The organism is Thermus sp. H19.2 (genome assembly GCF_054979525.1).
Genome location: NZ_CM143429.1, coordinates 1396761 through 1415507 on the forward strand (window position 1 = coordinate 1396761; position 18747 = coordinate 1415507).

Below are 18747 nucleotides of genomic sequence, written 5' to 3' on the forward strand. Positions count from 1 at the left end.
CCCCATGCGGCTTCGCGCCACCCCCAAGGCCTTGGCCCTCCGCTTAGACGGCGGCGAGACCCCCGAGGCCATCCGGTCCTTGGACCTGCCCGAGGGGCTACCCCTGGAGGTGGAGGTGGCGGGCCCCGTGGGCCAGGAGGTCCTGGAAGCCCTCCTCTCCCTGGGGCGGCCCCTCACCCTGTCTCCCCCTCGAGGGCGCCTCCCCGTGGGCACCTTGGTGGTGGCCAAGACCCTGCGCTCCGGGGAGCGGGTGGAGCACCCGGGCACCGTGGTGGTCCTGGGGGACGTGAACCCGGGGGCAGAGGTGGTGGCGGGAGGAGACGTGATCGTGGTGGGCAAGCTGAGGGGCCTGGCCCACGCCGGGGCCTCGGGGGACGAGGAGCGCTTCATCTTCGCCTTGGAGCTCGCCGCCAAGCAGGTGCGCATCGGCCCCCATCTGGCCCAGGCCCCCGAAGGGGAAAAGGCCCGGGGCCCCGAACGGGCCCGGGTGGAGGGGGGCCAGATCGTGGTGGAGCCCTGGGCTAGAAGGTGAGGCCCCCGGTTTCCTCCCCGTAGCGCCTCAGCACCAGGTAGATGATCCAGCCCGTGAGGGCCACGTAGAGCCAGATGGGGACCAGGACCCTGGCCCAGCGCTTGTGCAGGGCAAACTCCCCGCGAAAAGCCCGCCAGATGACGTAAAGGGCCAGGGGCCCGTTGAGGGCGGCGAGGAGGGTGTGGCTGAAGAGCACGAAGTAGTACGCCCCCCGCCAGGCCTCGGGACCCCCGTAGGCCGTGGTGCCGTAGAGCCCCCACTTGGCCAGGTAGAAGACCAAAAAGAGGGCGGCCAGGCCGGTGGCGGTGAGCATCATCCGGTGGTGCGCTACCCGGTTTCCTCTCCGGATAAGGGCCACGCCCCCCAGCAAGGCCAAGCCCGAAAGCACGATGGACCAGACCGCCAAAAGCCCCAAGAGCTCCTTCATTTTCCCTCCGAGGTCCCGGCCAAGCGCTCGGCCATGAGCCGCACCGCCTCCAGCCGGGCGGTGCGGGCGTAGCTATACCCCCTCAGGTAGTCCTCCTCCTTCCCCAAGGCCTGGTAAAGGCGCAGGTAAGCCACCGCCAAAAGCCCGTCCCGCTCCCGGGAGGGGGGCAGGCGGTGCAGGAGCTTGGCGATCTCCCGCAGTTTGGCCGAGGCCTCAGGGTGGGGAGGTGTCTCCCTCAAGGCCCGGGCCAGATGGGCCAGGGTTTCGCCGGTATCCGGCATACCGAGGGGCAGTGTACCACGGCTAGGGAAGGCGGCGGGAAGAGCGGTTCCCGGCGGCGTCCACCGCCACCAGAAGGGCCCCTCGAGGCGCCTCCACCCAGAAGGGGACCTTCGGCCCCTTGGGTAGGGAAAGGGGGGTGAAGCGCCCTCCCACCTGGAGGGTCACCCGGTCCACCCCCACGTTGTCCTCCACCTGGCCGTAGACCCGAACCCGGGCCCCTTCCTCCTCCACCCGCTCCACCACGATCCGGGGGGGCGAGGCGTCCAGAACCAGGGGTATCCGCCTCTCCACCCGGTTGCCCAGGAGATCCTCCGCCTCCAAGCGCACCTCCACCCGCCCCGAGGCGGGAGCCCGCAGGCGAAAGCGGAATCGGACCAGCTTCTTGCCCTTCTCCCCTTCCGGCAGAACCTCCTGGCCTCCCGCCCACACCCTCGCCACCCCCGAAGGGTCAAAGGCGTAGCCTTCCACCAGGAGGTCCCGCCCGGGGGCCAACCCCCCTCCGCTGGGCTCCACCAGGCCAAGCTCCGGTGGGGCTGTGTCGGGCCGGGCACAGGCGGCAAGCAAAAAGAGAAGGAGGGGAAGCCAGCGCATCCCCTCCATGTTAGCGCACGCTCACCTAACGGAAGATCACCCCCACCCGACCGGCGAAGTCCGGGTAGAATCCTAATCCAGACAGAGCACCCAGCCCCACGGTGACGCCCAAATTCAGCTCCCCGTAGGCGCTAAAGGGCATTCCTGGGAAGCGGTACTCCACCCCCGCAAGGCCATGGGGAAATAGGGTCAAGCCCCCGGAGCCAGAGAAGACCCACACCCCGACCCCAACACCGACCCCGTAGTACCAGTCCAAAGAAACCCCTTGCTCCGCAGGAATAGCGGTCTTAGCCAAGATTAGCCCCGCATCCCCCGCAATTCCAAAGGACCCCAACCCTGCACCCAGACGAAGATTGCCCGTCTGGAACTGCAAGCCCAAATAAGTAGGCCAACCCGAGTACACCCCGTAGCCCGGGGACTGGGCTAAGGCAACGGTGGAGAACAGGGCGGCCATGAGGGATACTGCCCAAAACCGCTTCATCTCTCTGCCTCCTTTCCCACCTTAGGATACACCTTTCCGCACCCTATAGCAATAGGGAAAAACGCCTCCCCACCCCCTAGGTGGTGTAAAGGGCGTTGATGCGCACGTACCCCTCGGTCAGGTCGCACCCAAAGGCCTCCCCCTTCCCCTGGCCTTCTTGGAGGTCCACCAGGACCTCCACCTCCTCGGCCCGCATGGCCCGGCTGGCCCCTTCCCGGTCAAAGGGAAGGGCCCCGCCCTCGTAGAGGGGAATCCCCTGAAGGGCAATGCGCACCCTAAGGGGGTCAAACCGGGCCCCCGAGTTGCCGAGGGCGGCCAGGATCCTCCCCCAGTTGGGGTCGTTGCCGTATAGGGCACTCTTCCAGAGGGCGCTTCCCGCGATGGCCCTCGCCGCCCGCCGCGCCTCCTCCGCCGTGGCTGCCCCCCTTACCCGCACCACCATGAGCTTGGTGGCCCCCTCCCCGTCCCGGGCGATCTTGCGGGCCAGCTCCCGGGCCACCGCTTCCACCCCTTCCCAAAAGGCCCCTAAGGGCACCTCCCCCTGGGCCCCGTTGGCCATGAGGAGGGCGAGGTCGTTGGTGGAGGTGTCCCCGTCCACGGTGACCTGGTTGAAGGTGCGCTCCACCACCTCCCGCCACCTGGCCCTCAAGGCCTCCTGGGGGACCAGGGCGTCCGTGACCAGGAAGGCCAGCATGGTGGCCATGTTGGGGTGGATCATGCCGCTCCCCTTGGCGAGGCCCACGATCCGCGCTCCCCCCACCTCGGCCTCGGCCACCTTGGCCACCAGGTCCGTGGTGAGGATGGCCTCGGCGAAGGCCTCGGCGAAGGGGGTGAGCTCCACCTGGGGCAGGCCCGCCTCGATCTTCTCTATCGGCAAGGGCACCCCGATGACCCCGGTGGAGGCGGTGAGAACCTCCTCCGGAGGAAGGCCCAGGCGGAGGGCCGCCGCCTGGGCCATGCGCCGGTCGTCCTGGAAGCCCCGCTCCCCGGTGGCGCAGTTGGCGTTCCCGGCGTTCACCACCACCGCCCTCAAGGGCTTGCCGGAGGCGTAAAGCGCCCTTCCCCGGTGGATGGAGGGCGCCGCCGCCCGGTTCTGCGTGGCGGCGTAAGCCCAGGCCGCGGGCAAACCGGAAACCAAAAGGGCGAGGTCGGGCTTGCCCGAGGGCTTGATCCCCGCCCGGGTGGCCCCGGCGCGGAAACCTAGGGGAAGCCTCACGGCCATAGCCCCTCCTTGGGAAGCGCTGTCTCCTCGGGCAGGCCCAGCATCAGGTTCAGGTTCTGCACCGCCTGCCCCGCCATGCCCTTCACCAGGTTATCCAGGGCGGCAAAGACCAAAACCCGCCCCGCCCTCTCCTCGTAGAGGGGCTTGAGGTCCACCCGGTTGCTTCCCAGGGTGCCCTTGGTCTCGGGAAGCCCCCTAAGGACCCGCACGAAAGGCTCCTCGGCGTAAAAGTCCCGGTAAAGCGCCTCTAGGCTCTCCTGGCTCCAAGCGCCCTCCACCTCCGCCTCGGCGGTGACCAGGATCCCCCGGGTCATGGGCACCAGGTGGGGGGTGAAGGAAAGCCGTATCGCCCCCGCCTCCCCGTGGGTACGCACCCATCTCCCCTGGGCCAAGACCCTCCCCAGGTTTTGCTCCATCTCGGGGATGTGCCGGTGGGTGCCCCCGGCCTTGTAGGGCTTGAGGTTCTCGTTCACCTCGGCGAAGGCGGTGCCCTCGGCCTCCCGCCCCGCCCCCGAGACCCCGCTTAGGCCCACCACGAAGGCCCCCTTCAAGACCCCTTCCGCCGCCAAGGGCGCGAGGGCCAAGGTGGCGGCGGTGACGTAGCAGCCGGGGTTGGCCACGAGCCTCGCCCCCTCAAGCTCCTCCCGGTGGAGCTCGGGGAGGCCGTAGACCGCCTCCCGGTAAAGGTCAGGGCTTTTGTGGGGGATGCGGTACCAGGCCTCGTAGACCTCGGGGGGCAGGCGGAAGTCCCCGGAGAGGTCAATGACCCGTTTGCCCGCCTCGAGGGCCTGGGGAGCGATCTCCATGGAAAGCCCATTGGGAAGGGCGAGGAAGACCACCTCCGCCCGCTCCAGGACCTCTTCCTGAGCGGCGAAGGCCCTCTCGTCCCAAAGCTGAGGCCAGGCGGCCTCCAGGGGCCTTCCCTCGTACTTGCGGCTGGAAAACCCCACCAGCTCCACCTCGGGGTGGGCCTTGAGGAGCCTTAGGAGCTCTGCCCCCCCGTATCCCGAGGCCCCCAGGATCCCCACCCTCACCACGGCACCTCCAAGAAGGCCTCGGGAAAAGCGAGGGGGGAGACCCTTTCCCCGGGCTTCACCCAGATCTGCTCCCGGTAGTGGTCTTCCTCGGGAGTGCGGAAGAGGAGGAGGCGCCCGCCCAGGAGGTCCTGCGCCCAGACCTCCGGCACGCCCCCTTTGGCGTAGAGGGGGACCTTCTTGGTGAGGTCGTAGTCCAAGGAGGCGTCCGCCACCTCCACCACAAGGAGAACATCCTCCGGACGGGGCAGGCGCTCGCGGTAGTCCCCCGGCCGAAGCAGGGCGAGGTCCGGCTCCAGGTAGGTGTCCGGGGGCAGGGCCAAAGGCCCCTGCACCTGGACAAAGACTTCGGGAAGACTGGAAAAAATCCGGTTCCAGCGGTTCACGGCGTAGGCGTGCCGAGGACCTATGGTCGCCATCTGGTAGATCTCTCCCTCTAGGAGCTCCACTCCCCTCTCGGGCAGGGGAAGCCTTAGGAACTCCTCCAGGCGGAAGCGGTAGGGCCGGACCATACCCCTACTTTAGCAGGGTGAGAAGCACGGCCTTTGCGGTGTGGAGGCGGTTTTCCGCCTGGTCAAAGACCCGGCTCCTATCCCCGTGGACCGCCTCCTCCGTGGTCTCCTCCCCGTAGTGGGCGGGGAGGCAGTGGAGGAAGACGCCCTCCGGGTGGAGGAGGGAGAGGAGCTCCCCGTCCACCTGGAAGCCCTGGAAGTCCCGAAGGCGCTTCTCCCTTTCCGCCTCCTGGCCCATGCTGGTCCAGACGTCGGTGTAGAGGGCGTGGGCGCCCAAGGCGGCCTCCCTCGGGTCATGGGTGAAGAAGGCGTTTGCCCGCTTGAGAAGGCCAGGGTCGGGCTCGTAGCCCTTGGGGGTCGCGACCCGCACCTTAAGGCCCACCAGGGGAGCCACCTCAAGAAGGGAGTTCAGAACGTTGTTCCCGTCCCCCACCCAGGCCACTTCGAGGCCCGCAAGCCCCCCGAAGGCCTCCTTCAGGGTGAGGAGGTCGGCCAGGGCCTGCAGGGGGTGGGCGCGGTCGGAAAGGGCGTTCACCACCGGCACGCGGGCGTGGCGGGCCAAGGCCTCCACGGTCTCGTGGCGAAAGACCCGGGCGGCGATCCCCTCCACGAAGCGCTCCAGGTTCTTGGCCACGTCCCTCACGGGCTCCCTTTCCCCGATGCCCACCTGCTTCTGGTCCAGGTAGACCGCGTGCCCTCCCACGTGAAGCATGGCCACCTCGAGGGTGGTCCGGGTGCGCAAGGAGGGCTTCTCAAAGAGGAGGGCGAGGACCTTCCCTTTGAGGTCCTCCCCCCGGTAGCGCTCCCGCTTCAAGGCCTCCGCCAACTCCAGAAGGGCCCGAAGCTCCTTGGGGCCGTAACCGGAAAAGTCCAGTAGGTCCTTGGGCCGGGTCAGGGCGTCTCCCGCCATGAGGCTTATAGGATAGCGCAGGGTTGCAAACTTATGCAAGAGGCGAGGCCGGAAGGGGATGGGATACAATACCCTTGCCTCCGAGCCCAGAAGGCCCCAAGGGCCTTCTGGGCCGGGCCCTAGGGGCCCCGGGGTGGCGGGGGTGACCCCGCCGCCTGCCGCGGTCGCAAAGGAGGTGGCATGAAAAGGGCAAGCCTTCTGGTCCTCTTTCTGCTGGCTTCGGGTCTGGCGCAGACGGTGCGGGTGGTGGCGGCCTCGGACCTGCAATACGCCCTCAAAGAGGTGGCCCAAGCCTTTGAGGCCCAAAACCCGGGGGTGAAGGTGGAACTCCTCTTCGGCTCCTCGGGCAAGTTTTATACCCAGCTCACCCAGGGCCTCGAGGCCGACCTCTTCTTCTCCGCCGAAAAGACCTACCCGGAGCTCCTGGAACAAAGGGGCCTGGCCGAGCCCCAAACCCGCAGGCCCTACGCCCTCGGGCGCATGGTCCTCTGGGTGGACAAGAGGCTCGGCCTCAAGCCCGGCCCCCAGGCCCTCCTGGACCCCAGGGTGACCCAAGTGGCCCTGGCCAACCCGGTGCATGCCCCTTACGGGCGGGCGGCGGTCACCCTCCTGGAGCACCTTGGTCTCCTCAAGCGCCGCGCCCTCTCCCTCCCCGGTCTTTCCCGGCCCTTCCCCCAGCTCTCCTGGGAAGAAATCCCCTGGGAAAGGCTCACCGGGGGAGTGGAGGCCTACTGGGACGCGGGCCCCTTGCGCCGGGGCAAGCGGGACTTCGCCTTCGTCTACGGGGAGAACATCGCCCAGGCGGCCCAGCTGGCCCTCACCACCACCCGGGTGGGGGTTCTGGCCCTCTCTCTGGCCGTTCACCCGAGCCTTGCGGGGCCCGGGGAGTACTGGCTGGCCCCCTTGGGAAGCCACCTCCCCTTGGAGCAGGACTACGTGGTCCTCAAGGGGCGCGGGCGCCCCGAGGTCCTGGCCTTCTACGCCTTCATAGGAAGCCCGGAGGCCCGGGCCGTCTTCCGGCGCTACGGCTTCCTCCTGCCGGGGGAGTGAGGTGGACCCCCTCTTCTGGACGGCCCTACAGCTCTCCCTGAAGGTTTCCCTCTGGGCCTCGGGCTTCCTCCTCCTCCTGGGGGTTCCCCTGGCCTGGCTCCTGGCCTTCCGCTCTTTTCCGGGAAAGCCCCTGCTGGAGGCGGTCTTCCTCCTGCCCCTGGTCCTTCCCCCCACGGTCTTGGGCTTTTACCTCCTGCTCTTCCTGGGGCCGGAAGGCCCCTGGTCCCGCATCCTTGGGGTCTCCTGGGCCTTCCGCCTGGAAGGCTTGGTCTTCGCCAGCGTCCTCTTCAGCCTGCCCTTCGCCCTCACCGCCTACCGGGAGGCCTTCTTGGCCCTGGACCGGAACCTCCTGGAGGTGGCGCGCACCCTGGGGATCCCCCCCTTTAGGGTCTGGGCCCGGGTGGTCCTGCCCCTCACCTGGCCCGGCCTCCTCTCGGGCACCCTCCTGGCCTTCGCCCACACCCTGGGGGAGTTTGGGGTGGTGCTCATGGTGGGGGGCTCCATCCCCGGGAAGACCCAGATGGTGAGCATCTACCTCTACGACCTGGTCCAGGCCCTGCGCTTCCGTGAGGCGGCGGAGACCGCCTCGGTCCTCCTCCTCCTAAGCCTTCTCCTCCTGGCCCTGGCGCGCGTCCTGGAGGCCAAAGGACGGTCATGGAAGTCCACTACCGCATAAGGGCGCCCATCCGCCTCGAGGCCCGCTTCCAGCTAAGGGGGTTCACCGTCCTCCTGGGGGAAAGCGGGGTGGGCAAGACCACCTTGCTCAAGGCCTTGGCCGGCCTCCTCCCCGCCGAGGGGGAGCCTTTTGGGGGGCTTCCCCCCGAGCGTAGGCCCATAGGCTACCTGCCCCAAGACCTGGCCCTCTTCCCCCACATGACCGCCTGGGAGAACGTGGCCTTCCCCCTCGTGGGGCGAAACCGCAAGGAGCGGGCCCTGGCCCTCTTGGAGCGGGTGGGGCTTCTGGAACACGCCCACAAGCGGCCGGGCCAGCTTTCCGGGGGGCAAAGGCAGCGGGTGGCCCTGGCCCGGGCCCTGGCGCGGGAGCCAAAGCTCCTCCTCCTGGACGAGCCCACCAGCGCCCTGGACCCCCTGACCCGGGGGCAGGTGCTCTCGGAGCTGGTGGACCTCCTGCGCCGGGAGGGGCTCCCCGCCCTGGCGGTGAGCCACGACCCGGTCCTGGCGGGCATGGCCGACTGGCTGGCGGTGATGGGCCGGGAAGGCATCCTCCAGGAGGGTCCCCCCGAGGCCGTCTGGGCCGCCCCCGCCCGGGTGGAGGTGGCAAGGCTTTTAGGGTACGAGAACCTCTTCCCCGTGCGGGTGCGGGAGGCGGGGGTGGAGGTGGGAGGGGTTACCCTGCGCCTCCCCCTCCCCCCTTGGGCCAAGCCGGGCGGGAAAGCCTGGCTTGGGGTGCGGGCGGCGGAGGTCCTGGTGGTGCGCCAAGACCGCCCTCCTCCAGCGGAAAACGTTCTGGAGGGCCACCTAGAACGCCTGTACCCGGAGGGGCTGGCCTACCGGGCCCTCTTCCGCGGGCCCCTTTCCCTGGAAATCCTCCTGCCCCGACACGTGCAGGAGAGGCTCCGCCTCCAGGCGGGCCAGGACCTCCGCGTGGTCCTCAAGCCCCGCTACCTGCACCTGATGCCGGGCGAGGCGGAGGAGTAGCCCCAGGGGAAGCCCAAACTTGTTCCACACCCCCTTGAGGAAAAAACGGGCCTGGGAGCGCTCCACATCCAAGTGCCGGGCGAGGCTTCTGGGCTCCGGGGGCACCCCCTGGCCCAGGGCCAGGAGGACCGCCACCTCCCCCGGAAGAAGCCGGACGCCGAAGCGCCCCTTTAACCCATCGGGAAGGCTCTTGGGATCGTCCTTCCGGGTGAGGAAGGCGTAGGCCCTAAGGTCGTAGCCCCGAAGCCCCCTTGGGGTGAGCCAGAGAACCCCCTGGCCCCGCTCCAGCCGGTCCAGCCCCGCCAGGGGCAGGCCCCTGCCTTCGTTCCAGGAGAGGGAGAAGCCTTGGGGAACCAGGGCCCTGTGAACCTGCGCGTAAAGGGCCAGATCGTGGGTAAAAAGCACCACCTGCAACGCCAAACCTCCTTTCGCCAAAGGACCTATAGGCCGGAAGACCCCTTAGGCCAAGGCGAAAGGAGGGGCCCGGGGAACCAGGGCCTGGGGAAGGAGCAGGCGGTACCCGGTAAGGGGGGCGGGGCGCTCCGGAAGGGCCTCGAGGGGGCGAGGCGGCGCAGGGGCCGCCACGGGCGGGAGGCCCGGGGCCACCTGGAGGCCGCAGAAGAGGGAGTGCTCCAGGGGGCGCTCCTCCCCCGGGGCCTGGCAGAGGTCGGCCCGCAGGCTGGGGTTCTGCACCCGCATGAGGTACATCTGCAGGGCCACCCCGGTGGAGGCCGCCAGGGTGAGGAGGAGGTAGAGGGCCACCAAGACCCCCTTCCGGCGCATGCCTCCACCTTAAGGGAGGCCGCTACCCCAGCGCAAGGGTTTTGTAGAGTGGAGGGGTATGGCGGTTCGGGGCACCAAGGACCTCTTCGGCAAGGAGCTCCGGCTCCACCAGCGCATCGTGGCCACCGCCCGCAAGGTGCTGGAGGCGGCGGGGGCCATGGAACTCATCACCCCCCTCTTTGAGGAGACCCAGGTCTTTGAGAAGGGGGTGGGGGCCTCCACCGACATCGTCCGCAAGGAGATGTTCACCTTCCAGGACCGGGGAGGGCGCTCCCTCACCTTGCGCCCTGAGGGCACGGCCGCCATGGTCCGGGCCTATCTGGAGCACGGGATGAAGGTCTGGCCCCAGCCCGTGAGGCTCTGGATGGCGGGGCCCATGTTCCGGGCAGAGAGGCCCCAAAAGGGGCGGTACCGCCAGTTCCACCAGGTGAACTACGAGGCCTTGGGCTCGGAAAGCCCCATCCTGGACGCGGAGGCCATCGTCCTCCTCTACGAGTGCCTGAAGGAGCTCGGGCTTAGGGGGCTTTCGGTGAAGCTCTCCTCCGTGGGCGACCCCGAGGACCGGGCCCGGTACAACGCCTACCTGCGGGAGGTCCTTGCCCCCCACCGGGAGGCCCTCTCCCAGGACTCCAAGGAACGCTTGGAGCTCAACCCCATGCGCATCCTGGACTCCAAGGACGAAGGGGACCAGGCCCTTCTCCGGGAGCTCGGGGTGAGGCCCATGCTGGACTTCCTGGGGGAGGCGGCGCGGGCTCACCTCCAAAGGGTAGAGCGCCATCTGGAGAGGCTTTCCGTCCCCTACGAGCTGGAACCCGCTTTGGTGCGGGGGCTGGACTACTACGTGCGCACCGCCTTTGAGGTGCACCACGCCGAGATCGGCGCCCAGTCCGCCCTGGGAGGCGGGGGGCGGTACGACGGGCTTTCCGAGCTCCTGGGGGGGCCCAGGGTCCCGGGGGTGGGCTTCGCCTTCGGGGTGGAACGGGTGGCCCTGGCCCTGGAGGCCGAGGGCATCACCCCCCCGGAGGAAAGGGGCCCCGACCTCTACCTGGTTCCCCTTCTGGAAGCGGCGGTGGAGGAGGCCTTCTACGTGGCCGAAACCTTGCGGCCGAGGCTTCGGGTGGAGTACGCCCTCTCCCCCAAAAAACCCGGCAAGGGCGTGGAGGAAGCCTTGAAGCGGAGAGCGGCCTTCGCGGGCTTTTTGGGGGAAGAGGAGCTTAGGGCGGGCGAGCTCACCCTGAAGCGCCTGGCCACCGGGGAGCAGGTGCGCCTCCCCTACAGCGAGGTGGCGGGCTTCCTCCTTTCCCACCTCGCATGAGAATCCGGTAAGCTTTAGGGGATTATGCGCCGCACCCACTACGCCGGAAGCCTCAGGGAAGAACACGTGGGCCAGGAGGTGGTCCTCGAGGGCTGGGTGAACCGCCGCCGCGACCTCGGGGGGCTCATCTTCCTGGACCTCAGGGACCGGGAGGGCCTGGTGCAGCTTTTGGCCCATCCCGATAGCCCGGCCTACGCCGTGGCGGAACGGGTGCGCTCGGAATGGGTGGTGCGGGCCAAAGGCCTGGTGCGCCCCCGCCCCGAGCCCAACCCCCGCCTCCCCACGGGGCGGGTGGAGGTGGAGCTCTCCTCCCTCGAGGTCCTCGCCGAGGCCAAGACGCCCCCCTTCCCCGTGGACGCGGGCTGGCGGGAGGAGGAGGAGAAGGAGGCAAGCGAGGAGCTTCGCCTAAAGTACCGCTACCTGGACCTGAGGAGGCGCCGCATGCAGGAGAACCTGCGCCTGCGCCACCGGGTCATCAAGGCCATCTGGGACTTCCTGGACCGGGAGGGCTTCGTCCAGGTGGAGACCCCCTTCCTCACCAAGAGCACCCCGGAAGGAGCCCGGGACTTCCTGGTCCCCTACCGCCACGAGCCCGGCCTCTTCTACGCCCTGCCCCAGTCCCCCCAGCTCTTCAAGCAGATGCTGATGGTGGCGGGGCTGGACCGCTACTTCCAGATCGCCCGCTGCTTCCGGGACGAGGACTTAAGGGCCGACCGCCAGCCCGACTTCACCCAGCTGGACCTGGAGATGAGCTTCGTGGAGGTGGAGGACGTCCTGGAGCTCAACGAGCGCCTCATGGCCCACGTCTTCCGGGAGGCCTTGGGGGTGGAGCTTCCCCTTCCCTTCCCCAGGCTCTCCTACCGGGAGGCCATGGAGCGCTACGGCTCCGACAAGCCCGACCTCCGCTTCGGCCTAGAGCTCAAGGAGGTGGGCCCCCTCTTCCGGGAGAGCGAGTTTCGGGTCTTCCAGGAGGCGGAAAGCGTGAAGGCCCTCGCGGCGCCCAAGGCCCTCTCCCGCAAGGAGCTCGCCCAGCTGGAGGAGGAGGCCAAAAGGCACAAGGCCCAGGGCCTGGCCTGGGCCCGGGTGGAGGAGGGGGGGTTCTCCGGGGGTGTGGCCAGGTTCTTGGAGCCTGTCCGGGAAGCCCTGTTGGAGGCCACCGGGGCGAGGCCGGGGGACACCCTCCTCTTCGTGGCGGGGACCCTTCGGGTGGCGGCCACGGCCCTGGGCGCGGTGCGGCTTCGGCTCGCGGACCTTCTGGGCCTGAGGGAGGAGGGGTTTCGCTTCCTCTGGGTGGTGGACTTTCCCCTTCTGGAGTGGGACGAGGAACGGGGGGGGTGGACCTACATGCACCACCCCTTCACGAGCCCCCACCCCGAGGACCTGGCCCTTTTAGAGGAGGACCCGGGAAGGGTGCGGGCCCTGGCCTACGACCTGGTCCTCAACGGGGTGGAGGTGGGCGGGGGGTCCATCCGCATCCACGACCCCGGGCTCCAGGCCCGGATGTTCCGGGTTTTGGGCATTGGGGAGGAGGAACAGCGGGAAAAGTTCGGCTTTTTTCTGGAGGCCCTCCAGTACGGCGCCCCGCCCCACGGGGGGATCGCCTGGGGGCTGGACCGCCTCCTGGCCCTCATGACGGGAAGCCCCTCCATCCGCGAGGTCATCGCCTTCCCCAAGAACAAGGAGGGCAAAGATCCCCTCACCGGGGCCCCAAGCCCCGTGTCCGAGGAGCAGCTTCGGGAGCTGGGGCTCCAGGTGATCCGCCATGGCTAGGATCCCGTACCTTCTCGTGGACGCCTTTGCCCCCGCCCCGGGAGCGGGCAACCGGGTGGCCATCGTGCTGGACGCCCGGGGGATGGGCCTCGAGGAGATGCAGGCCATCGCCCGGCGCCTGGGGGAAGCGGAAACCGCCTTCCTCACCGAGAGGAGGGGGACGGTTTTCGGGGTGCGCTTTTTCACCCCGAAGGAGGAGGTGGAGTTCTCCGGCCACGCGGCGGTGGCCCTGGGCCTAAGCCTGGTGCGCCTGGGCCTGGCCCCCGAGGGGATAGGGCGGCTTTACCTGCACACCCCCACGGAAGCCCTTCCCGTGGAGATCGTGTACGAAGGGGGAGCGCCCGTGAAGGCTTTGGTGCGGGGGCCTTCCCCCCGCTTCCGCGACCTTCCCCCCTTTGAGGTCTTGCGGGCGGCCCTCGAGGCCCTGGGCACCAACGAGCGCTACCTCCACCGGGGCCTACCCTACGGCATCGCCTACACCGGGCTTTGGAGCCTCTTCGTGCCCCTCATCGCCCCGGGGGTGGTGGACGCCCTGGAGCCGGAGATGCCCGCCCTCTTGGAGGTTTCCCGCAAACTGGAGGTGGCCACGCTCCACGCCTACGCCCCCATGGGCCCAAGGAGCTTCTACGCCCGGGACTTCGCCCCCCTTCTCGGCATCCCCGAGGACCCGGTGACGGGCTCGGCCAACGCCGCCCTGGGGGCCCTCCTCGCCCGGGCGGGAGTGGTGCCCAAGCGGGAAGGCCGGGTGCAACTCACCGTCTACCAAGGCCACCGCCTGGGCAACCCCGGCGTGGTGGAGGTCCTGGTGGAGTACAGCCCCCAGGGCCAGCCCTACGCGGTGCAGATCGGCGGGGAGGCGGCCATCGTGGCCTCGGGGGAGCTTTGACGCTACCCCATGCTGGCTTGCGCCCCTGGTGGGGAAGGCGAAAGGGTATGAGGGTGCGCCTGGTGTTCGTGGACGTGGACGGCACCCTGGTGGGCAGGGACGGGGTGCCCCCCTGTGTATGGCCCAAGGTGGAGTCCCTCCGGGCCAAAGGGGTGCGTTTCGCCCTCGTCACCGGCCGTCCGGGCCGGGGGGAGGCCTTGGGGTACGCCCGGAGGCTAGACCCTTCGGGCCTCCACGTCTTTGAGTCGGGGGCCGTGGTCCTGGCCCTCTCCCAGGACGCCCACACCCCTCCGGCCACCCCCCTCAAGGTAGAGGCCCTTCCGGAAGGGGCGGCCAGAGAAGCCGTCCGCCTGGCCCGCAGGCTTGGCCTACCCCTGGAAGGGTACACCGCCGAGGGGGGCTTCTACGTGGAAGGGGATAGCCCCCTCCTCCGGGACCACCAGGAGCTTCTGGGCCTTCAGGCGGAAGGGGCGGACCTCCTCCACCTCCCCTCTCCCCTGGTGCGCCTCCAGGTTCTGGCCGGGGCCGAGGCCCCCCTAGGGGCGCTTTTGGAGGGGCTTCCCCCGGGGCTTCAGGCCCACCTGGCGGAAAGCCCCAAGATGCCCGGGGTGCGCTTCGTCTCCCTCACCAAGGAGGGCGTGGGCAAGCTCACCGCCGCCCGGTTCGTGGCCGAGGCCCACGGCCTTTCCCTGGAAGAGACGGCCATGGTGGGGGACGGGGAGAACGACCTGGAGCTGATCCGGGCCGTGGGGGTGGGCATCGCCATGGGGAACGCTCCCCCCTCGGTGAAGCGGGCCGCCAGGAGGGTGGTGGCCCCCGTGGAGGCCTGCGGCCTGGCGGAGGCCCTGGACCTCTTGGGGTAGACTACCCGGGGTATGCGGGTCTTCATCGAGGAGATCGCCCACCACCTGGACCAGGAGGTGGAGCTTCGGGGCTGGGTCTACCAGAAGCGCTCCAAGGGCCGGATCCACTTCCTCATCCTCCGGGACGGCACCGGCTTCCTCCAGGCCACGGTGGTCCAGGGGGAGGTGCCGGAGGAGGTCTTCCGGGAAGCGGACCACCTCCCCCAGGAAACCGCCCTAAGGGTGTGGGGCCGGGTGCGGGAGGACAGGAGGGCCCCTGGGGGGTTTGAGCTCGCCGTGCGGGACCTTCAGGTGGTGAGCCGCCCCCAGGAGGAGTACCCCATCGGCCCCAAGGAGCACGGCATAGACTTCCTCATGGACCACCGCCACCTCTGGCTCCGCCACCGCCGCCCCTTCGCCGTGATGCGGATCCGGGACGAGCTGGAGAGGGCCATCCACGAGTTCTTCGGAGAGCGGGGCTTCCTCCGCTTTGACGCCCCCATCCTCACCCCGAGCGCCGTGGAGGGGACCACGGACCTCTTTGAGGTGGACCTCTTTGACGGGGAGAAGGCCTACCTCTCCCAGTCGGGACAGCTCTACGCCGAGGCCGGGGCCCTGGCCTTCGCCAAGGTCTACACCTTCGGCCCCACCTTCCGGGCGGAGCGCTCCAAGACGAGGCGCCACCTCCTGGAGTTCTGGATGGTGGAGCCCGAGGTGGCCTTCATGACCCACGAGGAGAACATGGCCCTGCAGGAGGAGCTGGTGCGCTTCCTGGTGGCCAGGGTGCTGGAAAGGCGCGCCAAGGAGCTGGAGATGCTCGGGCGGGACCCCAAGGCCTTGGAGCCCGCCGCGGAGGGGAACTACCCCCGCCTCACCTACGAGGAGGCCGTGGCCCGGGTGAACCGCATCGCCCAAGAGGACCCCGAGGTCCCTCCCCTCCCCTACGGGGAAGACTTCGGCGCCCCCCACGAGGCCGCCCTAAGCCGCCGGTTTGACCGCCCCGTCTTCGTGGAGCGCTACCCCGCCCGGATCAAGGCCTTCTACATGGAGCCGGACCCCGAAGACCCCGAGCTCGTCCTAAACGACGACCTCCTCGCCCCCGAGGGCTACGGGGAGATCATCGGGGGAAGCCAGAGGATCCACGACCTGGAGCTCCTAAGGCGCAAGATCCGGGAGTTCGGCCTCCCGGAGGAGGTCTACGGCTGGTACCTGGACCTCCGCCGCTTCGGGAGCGTCCCCCACTCGGGGTTCGGCCTGGGCCTGGAGCGCACCGTGGCCTGGATCTGCGGGCTTTCCCACGTGCGGGAGGCCATCCCCTTCCCCAGGATGTACACGAGGATGCGGCCCTAGACCCCGGCGAGCTCCAGGAAGTAGCGGTGGAGGCGGGGGTCCTCCGTGAGCTCGGGGTGGAAGCTGCTGGCGAGGACCTTGCCCTGGCGCACCAGGACGGGGAGGTCCCCAAGCCTCGCCAGGACCTCCACCCCCTCCCCCAGCCTGCGGAAGACGGGGGCGCGGATGAAGACGCCGTGGAAGGGGCCGAGGCCTTCCACCTCCAGGTCCTCCTCAAAGCTTTCCACCTGCCGCCCGAAGGCGTTCCGCTCCACGGCGGCGTCCAGGACCCCGAGGCGGGGCTGCTCGGGGTAGCCCAGGATCTCCCGGGCCATCCAGATGGCCCCGGCGCAGGTGCCGAAGAGGGCCAAGGTGCCCTCCTCCACCCGCCTCCGCACCGCCTCCTCGAGGCCGTACTCCCGGGCGAGCTTGCCGATGGTGGTGGACTCCCCTCCCGGAACAATGAGGGCCTTGAGGCCCTCGAGGTCCCCCACCTTCCGCACCTCCCGGGCCTCCAGCCCAAGCCGCCTAAGGGCCTCCTCGTGCTCGCGGAAATCCCCCTGTAGCGCCAGTACGCCGACCACGCCCCTCATCCTCGTCCCTAGGGTCTTTGCTGTCAAGGCCGGGCCTTCTCCTTGCCCTTGGCCTCCAGCATGACGTCGGCGGGGCCCGGGAGGGCGGCAAGGAGCCTCTCCCAGTCCTCCCGGGCCACAAGGAAGGCGTGGGCTCCGGGGCGCTTTGTGGGGTCCTGGCTGGAGAGGTGCACCTTGGGCCGGCCCCGCCAGGTGGAAAAGGCCAGGCGAAGGGCCTCCGCCAGGGAAAGCCTCCCGGGGTTTAGGGCGTGGTGGAGGGTATCCACCACCACCCCTACCCCCAGGGCCTCCGCCGCTTCCAGGACCCCTTCCACGCTCCAAAGCCTCTCGTCGTTCTCCAGGGCCAAGAACCTTAAGACCTCCTTTTCCCCCCGGAGGTTCTCCACGAAGCGGCGGAGGGCCCTTTCCCTCTCTCCGTAGGCCCCGCCCAGGTGGAGCACCAAAACCCCCTCCTCCGCCCTGAGGAGGGCGAGCACCCGGGCCGAGTAGCGGAGCTCGGCAAGGGAGCGCTCCACCACCTTGGGGTCCGGGCTTCCGGGGTTCACGTACTGCCCCGGGTGCATGGAAAGCCGCTGGCCGAGGGCACGGGCCAGGGCCCCGAGGCGGGCGAGCTCTTCCTTGTGGGCCCCTTCCCAGTCGTAGGGAAAGAGGGGGTGGGAGGCGAAGGGGATGAGGTGCTGGCCGATGCGGAAGAGGGCGAAGCCGTGAGGGGGGTTCCAGCGGAGAACCCTCTCCAGATCCCGGAGGTTTTCCGCCACCTTCTCCCGCGCCCTCTCCTCGGTGAGGTGGGCAAGGCGCAGGGTGCGGTTGGTGGTGGCCCCGAGGGTGAGGTTCTCGCAGGGGTAGCCCAGGCGGATCACCGCGCGACTTCGGCCTCGAGGAAGACCTCCACCTCGTCTTGGACCTCTAGGAAGAGGAAGCGGGGCCGCGTGAACCCCCACTGGGAGAAGCGGGTGGTGAAGCTTCCCACAAAGCGGAGGCCCCCGGAAGCCTCCCGAAGCTCCCCCAGGACCCGCACGGGAAGCCTCTTCCCCGCCATCTCCAGCTCCCCCTCCACCACGAACCTGGGGCCTTCCCGGTAGGCCCGCTTGGGGTAGAGGCAGGCTTCGGGGTGCTCCCCGGCCTTCAGGATCTCCAGGGCCTTCTTGTCCCGTTCGGCGTTGCCCGAGTTCCAGGCCGCCTGCTTTAGGCAGACCTTTCCCGAGGCTTTCTCCAGCCCATCCCAAAGCGCTTCTCCCCGGGCCGTGGGGTTCACCCCCTCCCAGCTCCCCAGGGTGTAGTAGCCCCGGTAGCGGACCACCCCCGCCACGGCGTAGGGGGCCTGGGCCTGGGCGACAAGGAGAAAGACCGCCAAGAGAAGGAGCGTTCTCATGGTTCCTCCCGAAGGGGGAGCTTGGCGCCACCTGGACGAAACCTCCAGCGCTCCCCCAAGGTGGCGAAGTCCCGGAAGCCCAGGAAGAGGATGGGGCGCTCCTTGGCCCTGAAGGAGCCCTCCACGTGGACCACCTCCCCCATAAAAAGGGCGTGGTCCCCGTCCGTAGGCCACTCCGTCACCTTTAGCTCAAAGACCGCCAGGGCCCCTTCGGGCACCCAGGTGTGGGCGAGGTTCCGGGCGGGGCGCAGGGCCACCCCGAGCCTTTCCGCCTTCCGGACCCTCCTCCCCGTGAGGTAGCCCGCCCGCACCACCCAGGCCCGCTCCTCCCAGGGGTAGAAGGCGAGGGCCGCCTCGGAAAGCTCCCGGAGGAGGCTTAGGGTGTGGTTCTTGCGGTCCACGGCGAGGAGAAAGCGGAAGGGCTCCTTGGAGGCGGGCATCCACCAGGCCATGGGCATGAAGTTCCGTCCCACGGCGAGGAGGGCGAGGCGCATGGGGTAGAAGAAGGCCCGGTACACCTAGACCTCCAGGACCTCCGGGGGAGGCTCCTTGAGGACCCCCTCCAGAACCTTTCGGGCCGCCTCCTCCGGGGAGAGGGCGTCCTTCGGGGGCCCTCCTAGGGGGGTCCAAAGCCCCGTGGCCACGGCGGGAAGCCGCACCAGGACGAGGCGCACCCCCTCCCGGGCGAGCTCCTTCCGGGCGGCCTCGATGTAGGCCTCGAGGGCCCCCTTGGCCGCGGCGTAGGCGGCGAAGCCGGGAACGCGAACGTAGGCGGGGTAGGCCCCGAAGAAGACCGCCTTCGCCCCTCTTTGGAAGTGGGCGTGCTTGAGGAGGAGGGCAGCGGTGAGGAAGTGGGCGGCGAGCATCCCCTCCAACAGGTCCCGGCCCGCCTCCCGCACCCTTGCCCTGGCCGCCCACCCCACCGCGTGGAGGAGGAGGTCCAGAGGCCCCGCTTCCTCCAGGAGGGCCCTCACCTCCAGCTCGTCCGTGAGGTCGGCGGGGAGGGCCTTTCCCCCCACCTCCCGGGCCAGGTCCCCAAGGGCCTGGGCCCTGCGCCCCACGAGGAGGAGGTCATGCCCCTTCAGGGCCCGGGCAAGGGCGCCGCCCAGGCCCCCCGTGGCTCCGGCGATGAGGACGCGCATGGCCTTCAGGCTAGG

22 protein-coding genes and 1 riboswitch are annotated in these 18747 nt (G+C 69.3%); of the genes, 9 read left to right on the plus strand and 13 right to left on the minus strand.

The window, feature by feature from the left end; all coding sequences use genetic code 11:
• The first annotated feature begins 4 nt into the window (after positions 1-4).
• Positions 5-532 carry a septum site-determining protein MinC gene (gene minC, locus ACY5J6_RS07620; RefSeq protein WP_462844392.1) on the plus strand — a complete coding sequence of 176 codons (528 nt, stop codon included), beginning with the start codon at positions 5-7 and terminating at the stop codon, positions 530-532.
• Here the strand turns inward: minC and ACY5J6_RS07625 are convergent.
• The 7 genes from ACY5J6_RS07625 to argF form a co-directional block, all read right to left on the minus strand.
• Complete coding sequence (locus tag ACY5J6_RS07625; protein ID WP_462844393.1) at positions 522-959, minus strand: DUF420 domain-containing protein; 438 nt, start codon at positions 957-959, stop codon at positions 522-524. The genes minC and ACY5J6_RS07625 overlap by 11 nt on opposite strands.
• Positions 956-1240, minus strand: coding sequence for a hypothetical protein (locus ACY5J6_RS07630; protein ID WP_462844394.1), 285 nt, complete (start codon positions 1238-1240; stop codon positions 956-958). The genes ACY5J6_RS07625 and ACY5J6_RS07630 overlap by 4 nt, the downstream gene beginning before the upstream one ends.
• 22 nt (positions 1241-1262) lie before the next feature.
• Positions 1263-1832, minus strand: a complete 570-nt coding sequence (locus tag ACY5J6_RS07635; RefSeq protein WP_462844395.1) for a hypothetical protein — start codon at positions 1830-1832, stop codon at positions 1263-1265.
• A 557-nt stretch (positions 1833-2389) separates the two neighbouring features.
• A complete protein-coding gene (argJ, locus tag ACY5J6_RS07640) occupies positions 2390-3535 on the minus strand; it encodes a bifunctional glutamate N-acetyltransferase/amino-acid acetyltransferase ArgJ (protein ID WP_462844396.1) in 1146 nt (381 codons plus the stop codon).
• Entirely contained in the window at positions 3526-4563 is a 1038-nt protein-coding gene (gene argC, locus ACY5J6_RS07645) for an N-acetyl-gamma-glutamyl-phosphate reductase (protein ID WP_462846507.1), read from the minus strand. Before argC ends, argJ begins: the two co-directional genes overlap by 10 nt.
• A 2-nt stretch (positions 4564-4565) precedes the next feature.
• Positions 4566-5081: a Uma2 family endonuclease gene (locus ACY5J6_RS07650; RefSeq protein WP_462844397.1), complete on the minus strand. Its 516-nt coding sequence runs from the start codon at positions 5079-5081 to the stop codon at positions 4566-4568.
• A gap of 4 nt (positions 5082-5085) precedes the next feature.
• The gene (argF, locus tag ACY5J6_RS07655) at positions 5086-5991 is read right to left on the minus strand and encodes an ornithine carbamoyltransferase (protein WP_462844398.1); all 906 of its coding nucleotides are present in this window, start codon (positions 5989-5991) and stop codon (positions 5086-5088) included.
• A gap of 66 nt (positions 5992-6057) precedes the next feature.
• A riboswitch (molybdenum cofactor riboswitch) is annotated at positions 6058-6179 on the plus strand.
• Here argF and modA point away from each other — a divergent pair.
• The 3 genes from modA to ACY5J6_RS07670 all read left to right on the plus strand — a co-directional run bounded on the left by modA (position 6172) and on the right by ACY5J6_RS07670 (position 8700).
• Positions 6172-7041 (plus strand): molybdate ABC transporter substrate-binding protein, encoded by an 870-nt coding sequence (modA, locus tag ACY5J6_RS07660; protein ID WP_462844399.1) that lies wholly within the window; start codon positions 6172-6174, stop codon positions 7039-7041. Its footprint overlaps the riboswitch before it by 8 nt.
• Position 7042: 1 nt before the next feature.
• On the plus strand, positions 7043-7717 hold the full coding sequence (gene modB, locus ACY5J6_RS07665; protein WP_462844400.1) for a molybdate ABC transporter permease subunit: 675 nt from the start codon (positions 7043-7045) through the stop codon (positions 7715-7717).
• The gene (locus tag ACY5J6_RS07670; RefSeq protein WP_462844401.1) at positions 7696-8700 is read left to right on the plus strand and encodes an ABC transporter ATP-binding protein; all 1005 of its coding nucleotides are present in this window, start codon (positions 7696-7698) and stop codon (positions 8698-8700) included. The genes modB and ACY5J6_RS07670 overlap by 22 nt, the downstream gene beginning before the upstream one ends.
• A 459-nt stretch (positions 8701-9159) precedes the next feature.
• Here the strand turns inward: ACY5J6_RS07670 and ACY5J6_RS07675 are convergent, their stop codons facing one another.
• A complete protein-coding gene (locus tag ACY5J6_RS07675) occupies positions 9160-9483 on the minus strand; it encodes a hypothetical protein (RefSeq protein ID WP_462844402.1) in 324 nt (107 codons plus the stop codon).
• 58 nt (positions 9484-9541) lie between these two features.
• On the opposite strand from ACY5J6_RS07675, the gene hisS reads away from it, so the two are divergent.
• Genes hisS through asnS form a run of 5 tightly spaced genes read left to right on the plus strand, consistent with a single transcriptional unit; the run spans position 9542 to position 15646 of the window.
• Entirely contained in the window at positions 9542-10798 is a 1257-nt protein-coding gene (hisS, locus tag ACY5J6_RS07680; protein WP_054638207.1) for a histidine--tRNA ligase, read from the plus strand.
• 24 nt (positions 10799-10822) lie between these two features.
• Positions 10823-12568: an aspartate--tRNA ligase gene (aspS, locus tag ACY5J6_RS07685; RefSeq protein ID WP_462844403.1), complete on the plus strand. Its 1746-nt coding sequence runs from the start codon at positions 10823-10825 to the stop codon at positions 12566-12568.
• On the plus strand, positions 12561-13454 hold the full coding sequence (locus ACY5J6_RS07690) for a PhzF family phenazine biosynthesis isomerase (protein ID WP_054638208.1): 894 nt from the start codon (positions 12561-12563) through the stop codon (positions 13452-13454). The genes aspS and ACY5J6_RS07690 overlap by 8 nt, the downstream gene beginning before the upstream one ends.
• 47 nt (positions 13455-13501) lie before the next feature.
• Positions 13502-14317, plus strand: a complete 816-nt coding sequence (locus ACY5J6_RS07695; protein WP_462844404.1) for an HAD family hydrolase — start codon at positions 13502-13504, stop codon at positions 14315-14317.
• A gap of 12 nt (positions 14318-14329) precedes the next feature.
• Complete coding sequence (asnS, locus tag ACY5J6_RS07700; RefSeq protein WP_462844405.1) at positions 14330-15646, plus strand: asparagine--tRNA ligase; 1317 nt, start codon at positions 14330-14332, stop codon at positions 15644-15646.
• Here asnS and pdxT read toward each other — a convergent pair.
• From pdxT to ACY5J6_RS07725, 5 genes are read right to left on the minus strand one after another with little or no spacing between them, the layout of a single operon-like run.
• Positions 15643-16218, minus strand: coding sequence for a pyridoxal 5'-phosphate synthase glutaminase subunit PdxT (gene pdxT, locus ACY5J6_RS07705; protein ID WP_462844406.1), 576 nt, complete (start codon positions 16216-16218; stop codon positions 15643-15645). The two genes, asnS and pdxT, sit on opposite strands and share 4 nt — an antisense overlap.
• A gap of 23 nt (positions 16219-16241) precedes the next feature.
• Positions 16242-17078 (minus strand): UV DNA damage repair endonuclease UvsE, encoded by an 837-nt coding sequence (gene uvsE / locus ACY5J6_RS07710; protein ID WP_462844407.1) that lies wholly within the window; start codon positions 17076-17078, stop codon positions 16242-16244.
• Positions 17075-17590: a YceI family protein gene (locus ACY5J6_RS07715; RefSeq protein WP_462844408.1), complete on the minus strand. Its 516-nt coding sequence runs from the start codon at positions 17588-17590 to the stop codon at positions 17075-17077. Before ACY5J6_RS07715 ends, uvsE begins: the two co-directional genes overlap by 4 nt.
• Positions 17587-18108: a flavin reductase family protein gene (locus ACY5J6_RS07720; RefSeq protein ID WP_462844409.1), complete on the minus strand. Its 522-nt coding sequence runs from the start codon at positions 18106-18108 to the stop codon at positions 17587-17589. The genes ACY5J6_RS07715 and ACY5J6_RS07720 overlap by 4 nt, the downstream gene beginning before the upstream one ends.
• Positions 18109-18732, minus strand: coding sequence for an SDR family NAD(P)-dependent oxidoreductase (locus ACY5J6_RS07725; RefSeq protein WP_462844410.1), 624 nt, complete (start codon positions 18730-18732; stop codon positions 18109-18111).
• Between the last annotated feature and the right edge of the window lie 15 nt (positions 18733-18747).

Bases quoted from the DNA above. Each gene is read 5' to 3' on its own strand.
- ACY5J6_RS07715 (WP_462844408.1), bottom strand. From the start codon at position 17,590: ATGAGAACGCTCCTTCTCTTGGCGGTCTTTCTCCTTGTCGCCCAGGCC.
- ACY5J6_RS07635 (WP_462844395.1), bottom strand. From the start codon at position 1,832: ATGCGCTGGCTTCCCCTCCTTCTCTTTTTGCTTGCCGCCTGTGCCCGG.
- ACY5J6_RS07675 (WP_462844402.1), bottom strand. From the start codon at position 9,483: ATGCGCCGGAAGGGGGTCTTGGTGGCCCTCTACCTCCTCCTCACCCTG.
- asnS (WP_462844405.1), top strand. From the start codon at position 14,330: ATGCGGGTCTTCATCGAGGAGATCGCCCACCACCTGGACCAGGAGGTG.
- ACY5J6_RS07725 (WP_462844410.1), bottom strand. From the start codon at position 18,732: ATGCGCGTCCTCATCGCCGGAGCCACGGGGGGCCTGGGCGGCGCCCTT.
- ACY5J6_RS07630 (WP_462844394.1), bottom strand. From the start codon at position 1,240: ATGCCGGATACCGGCGAAACCCTGGCCCATCTGGCCCGGGCCTTGAGG.
- ACY5J6_RS07625 (WP_462844393.1), bottom strand. From the start codon at position 959: ATGAAGGAGCTCTTGGGGCTTTTGGCGGTCTGGTCCATCGTGCTTTCG.
- ACY5J6_RS07695 (WP_462844404.1), top strand. From the start codon at position 13,502: ATGAGGGTGCGCCTGGTGTTCGTGGACGTGGACGGCACCCTGGTGGGC.
- minC (WP_462844392.1), top strand. From the start codon at position 5: ATGCGGCTTCGCGCCACCCCCAAGGCCTTGGCCCTCCGCTTAGACGGC.
- argJ (WP_462844396.1), bottom strand. From the start codon at position 3,535: ATGGCCGTGAGGCTTCCCCTAGGTTTCCGCGCCGGGGCCACCCGGGCG.
- aspS (WP_462844403.1), top strand. From the start codon at position 10,823: ATGCGCCGCACCCACTACGCCGGAAGCCTCAGGGAAGAACACGTGGGC.
- pdxT (WP_462844406.1), bottom strand. From the start codon at position 16,218: ATGAGGGGCGTGGTCGGCGTACTGGCGCTACAGGGGGATTTCCGCGAG.
- modA (WP_462844399.1), top strand. From the start codon at position 6,172: ATGAAAAGGGCAAGCCTTCTGGTCCTCTTTCTGCTGGCTTCGGGTCTG.
- ACY5J6_RS07690 (WP_054638208.1), top strand. From the start codon at position 12,561: ATGGCTAGGATCCCGTACCTTCTCGTGGACGCCTTTGCCCCCGCCCCG.
- hisS (WP_054638207.1), top strand. From the start codon at position 9,542: ATGGCGGTTCGGGGCACCAAGGACCTCTTCGGCAAGGAGCTCCGGCTC.
- ACY5J6_RS07650 (WP_462844397.1), bottom strand. From the start codon at position 5,081: ATGGTCCGGCCCTACCGCTTCCGCCTGGAGGAGTTCCTAAGGCTTCCC.
- argF (WP_462844398.1), bottom strand. From the start codon at position 5,991: ATGGCGGGAGACGCCCTGACCCGGCCCAAGGACCTACTGGACTTTTCC.
- ACY5J6_RS07670 (WP_462844401.1), top strand. From the start codon at position 7,696: ATGGAAGTCCACTACCGCATAAGGGCGCCCATCCGCCTCGAGGCCCGC.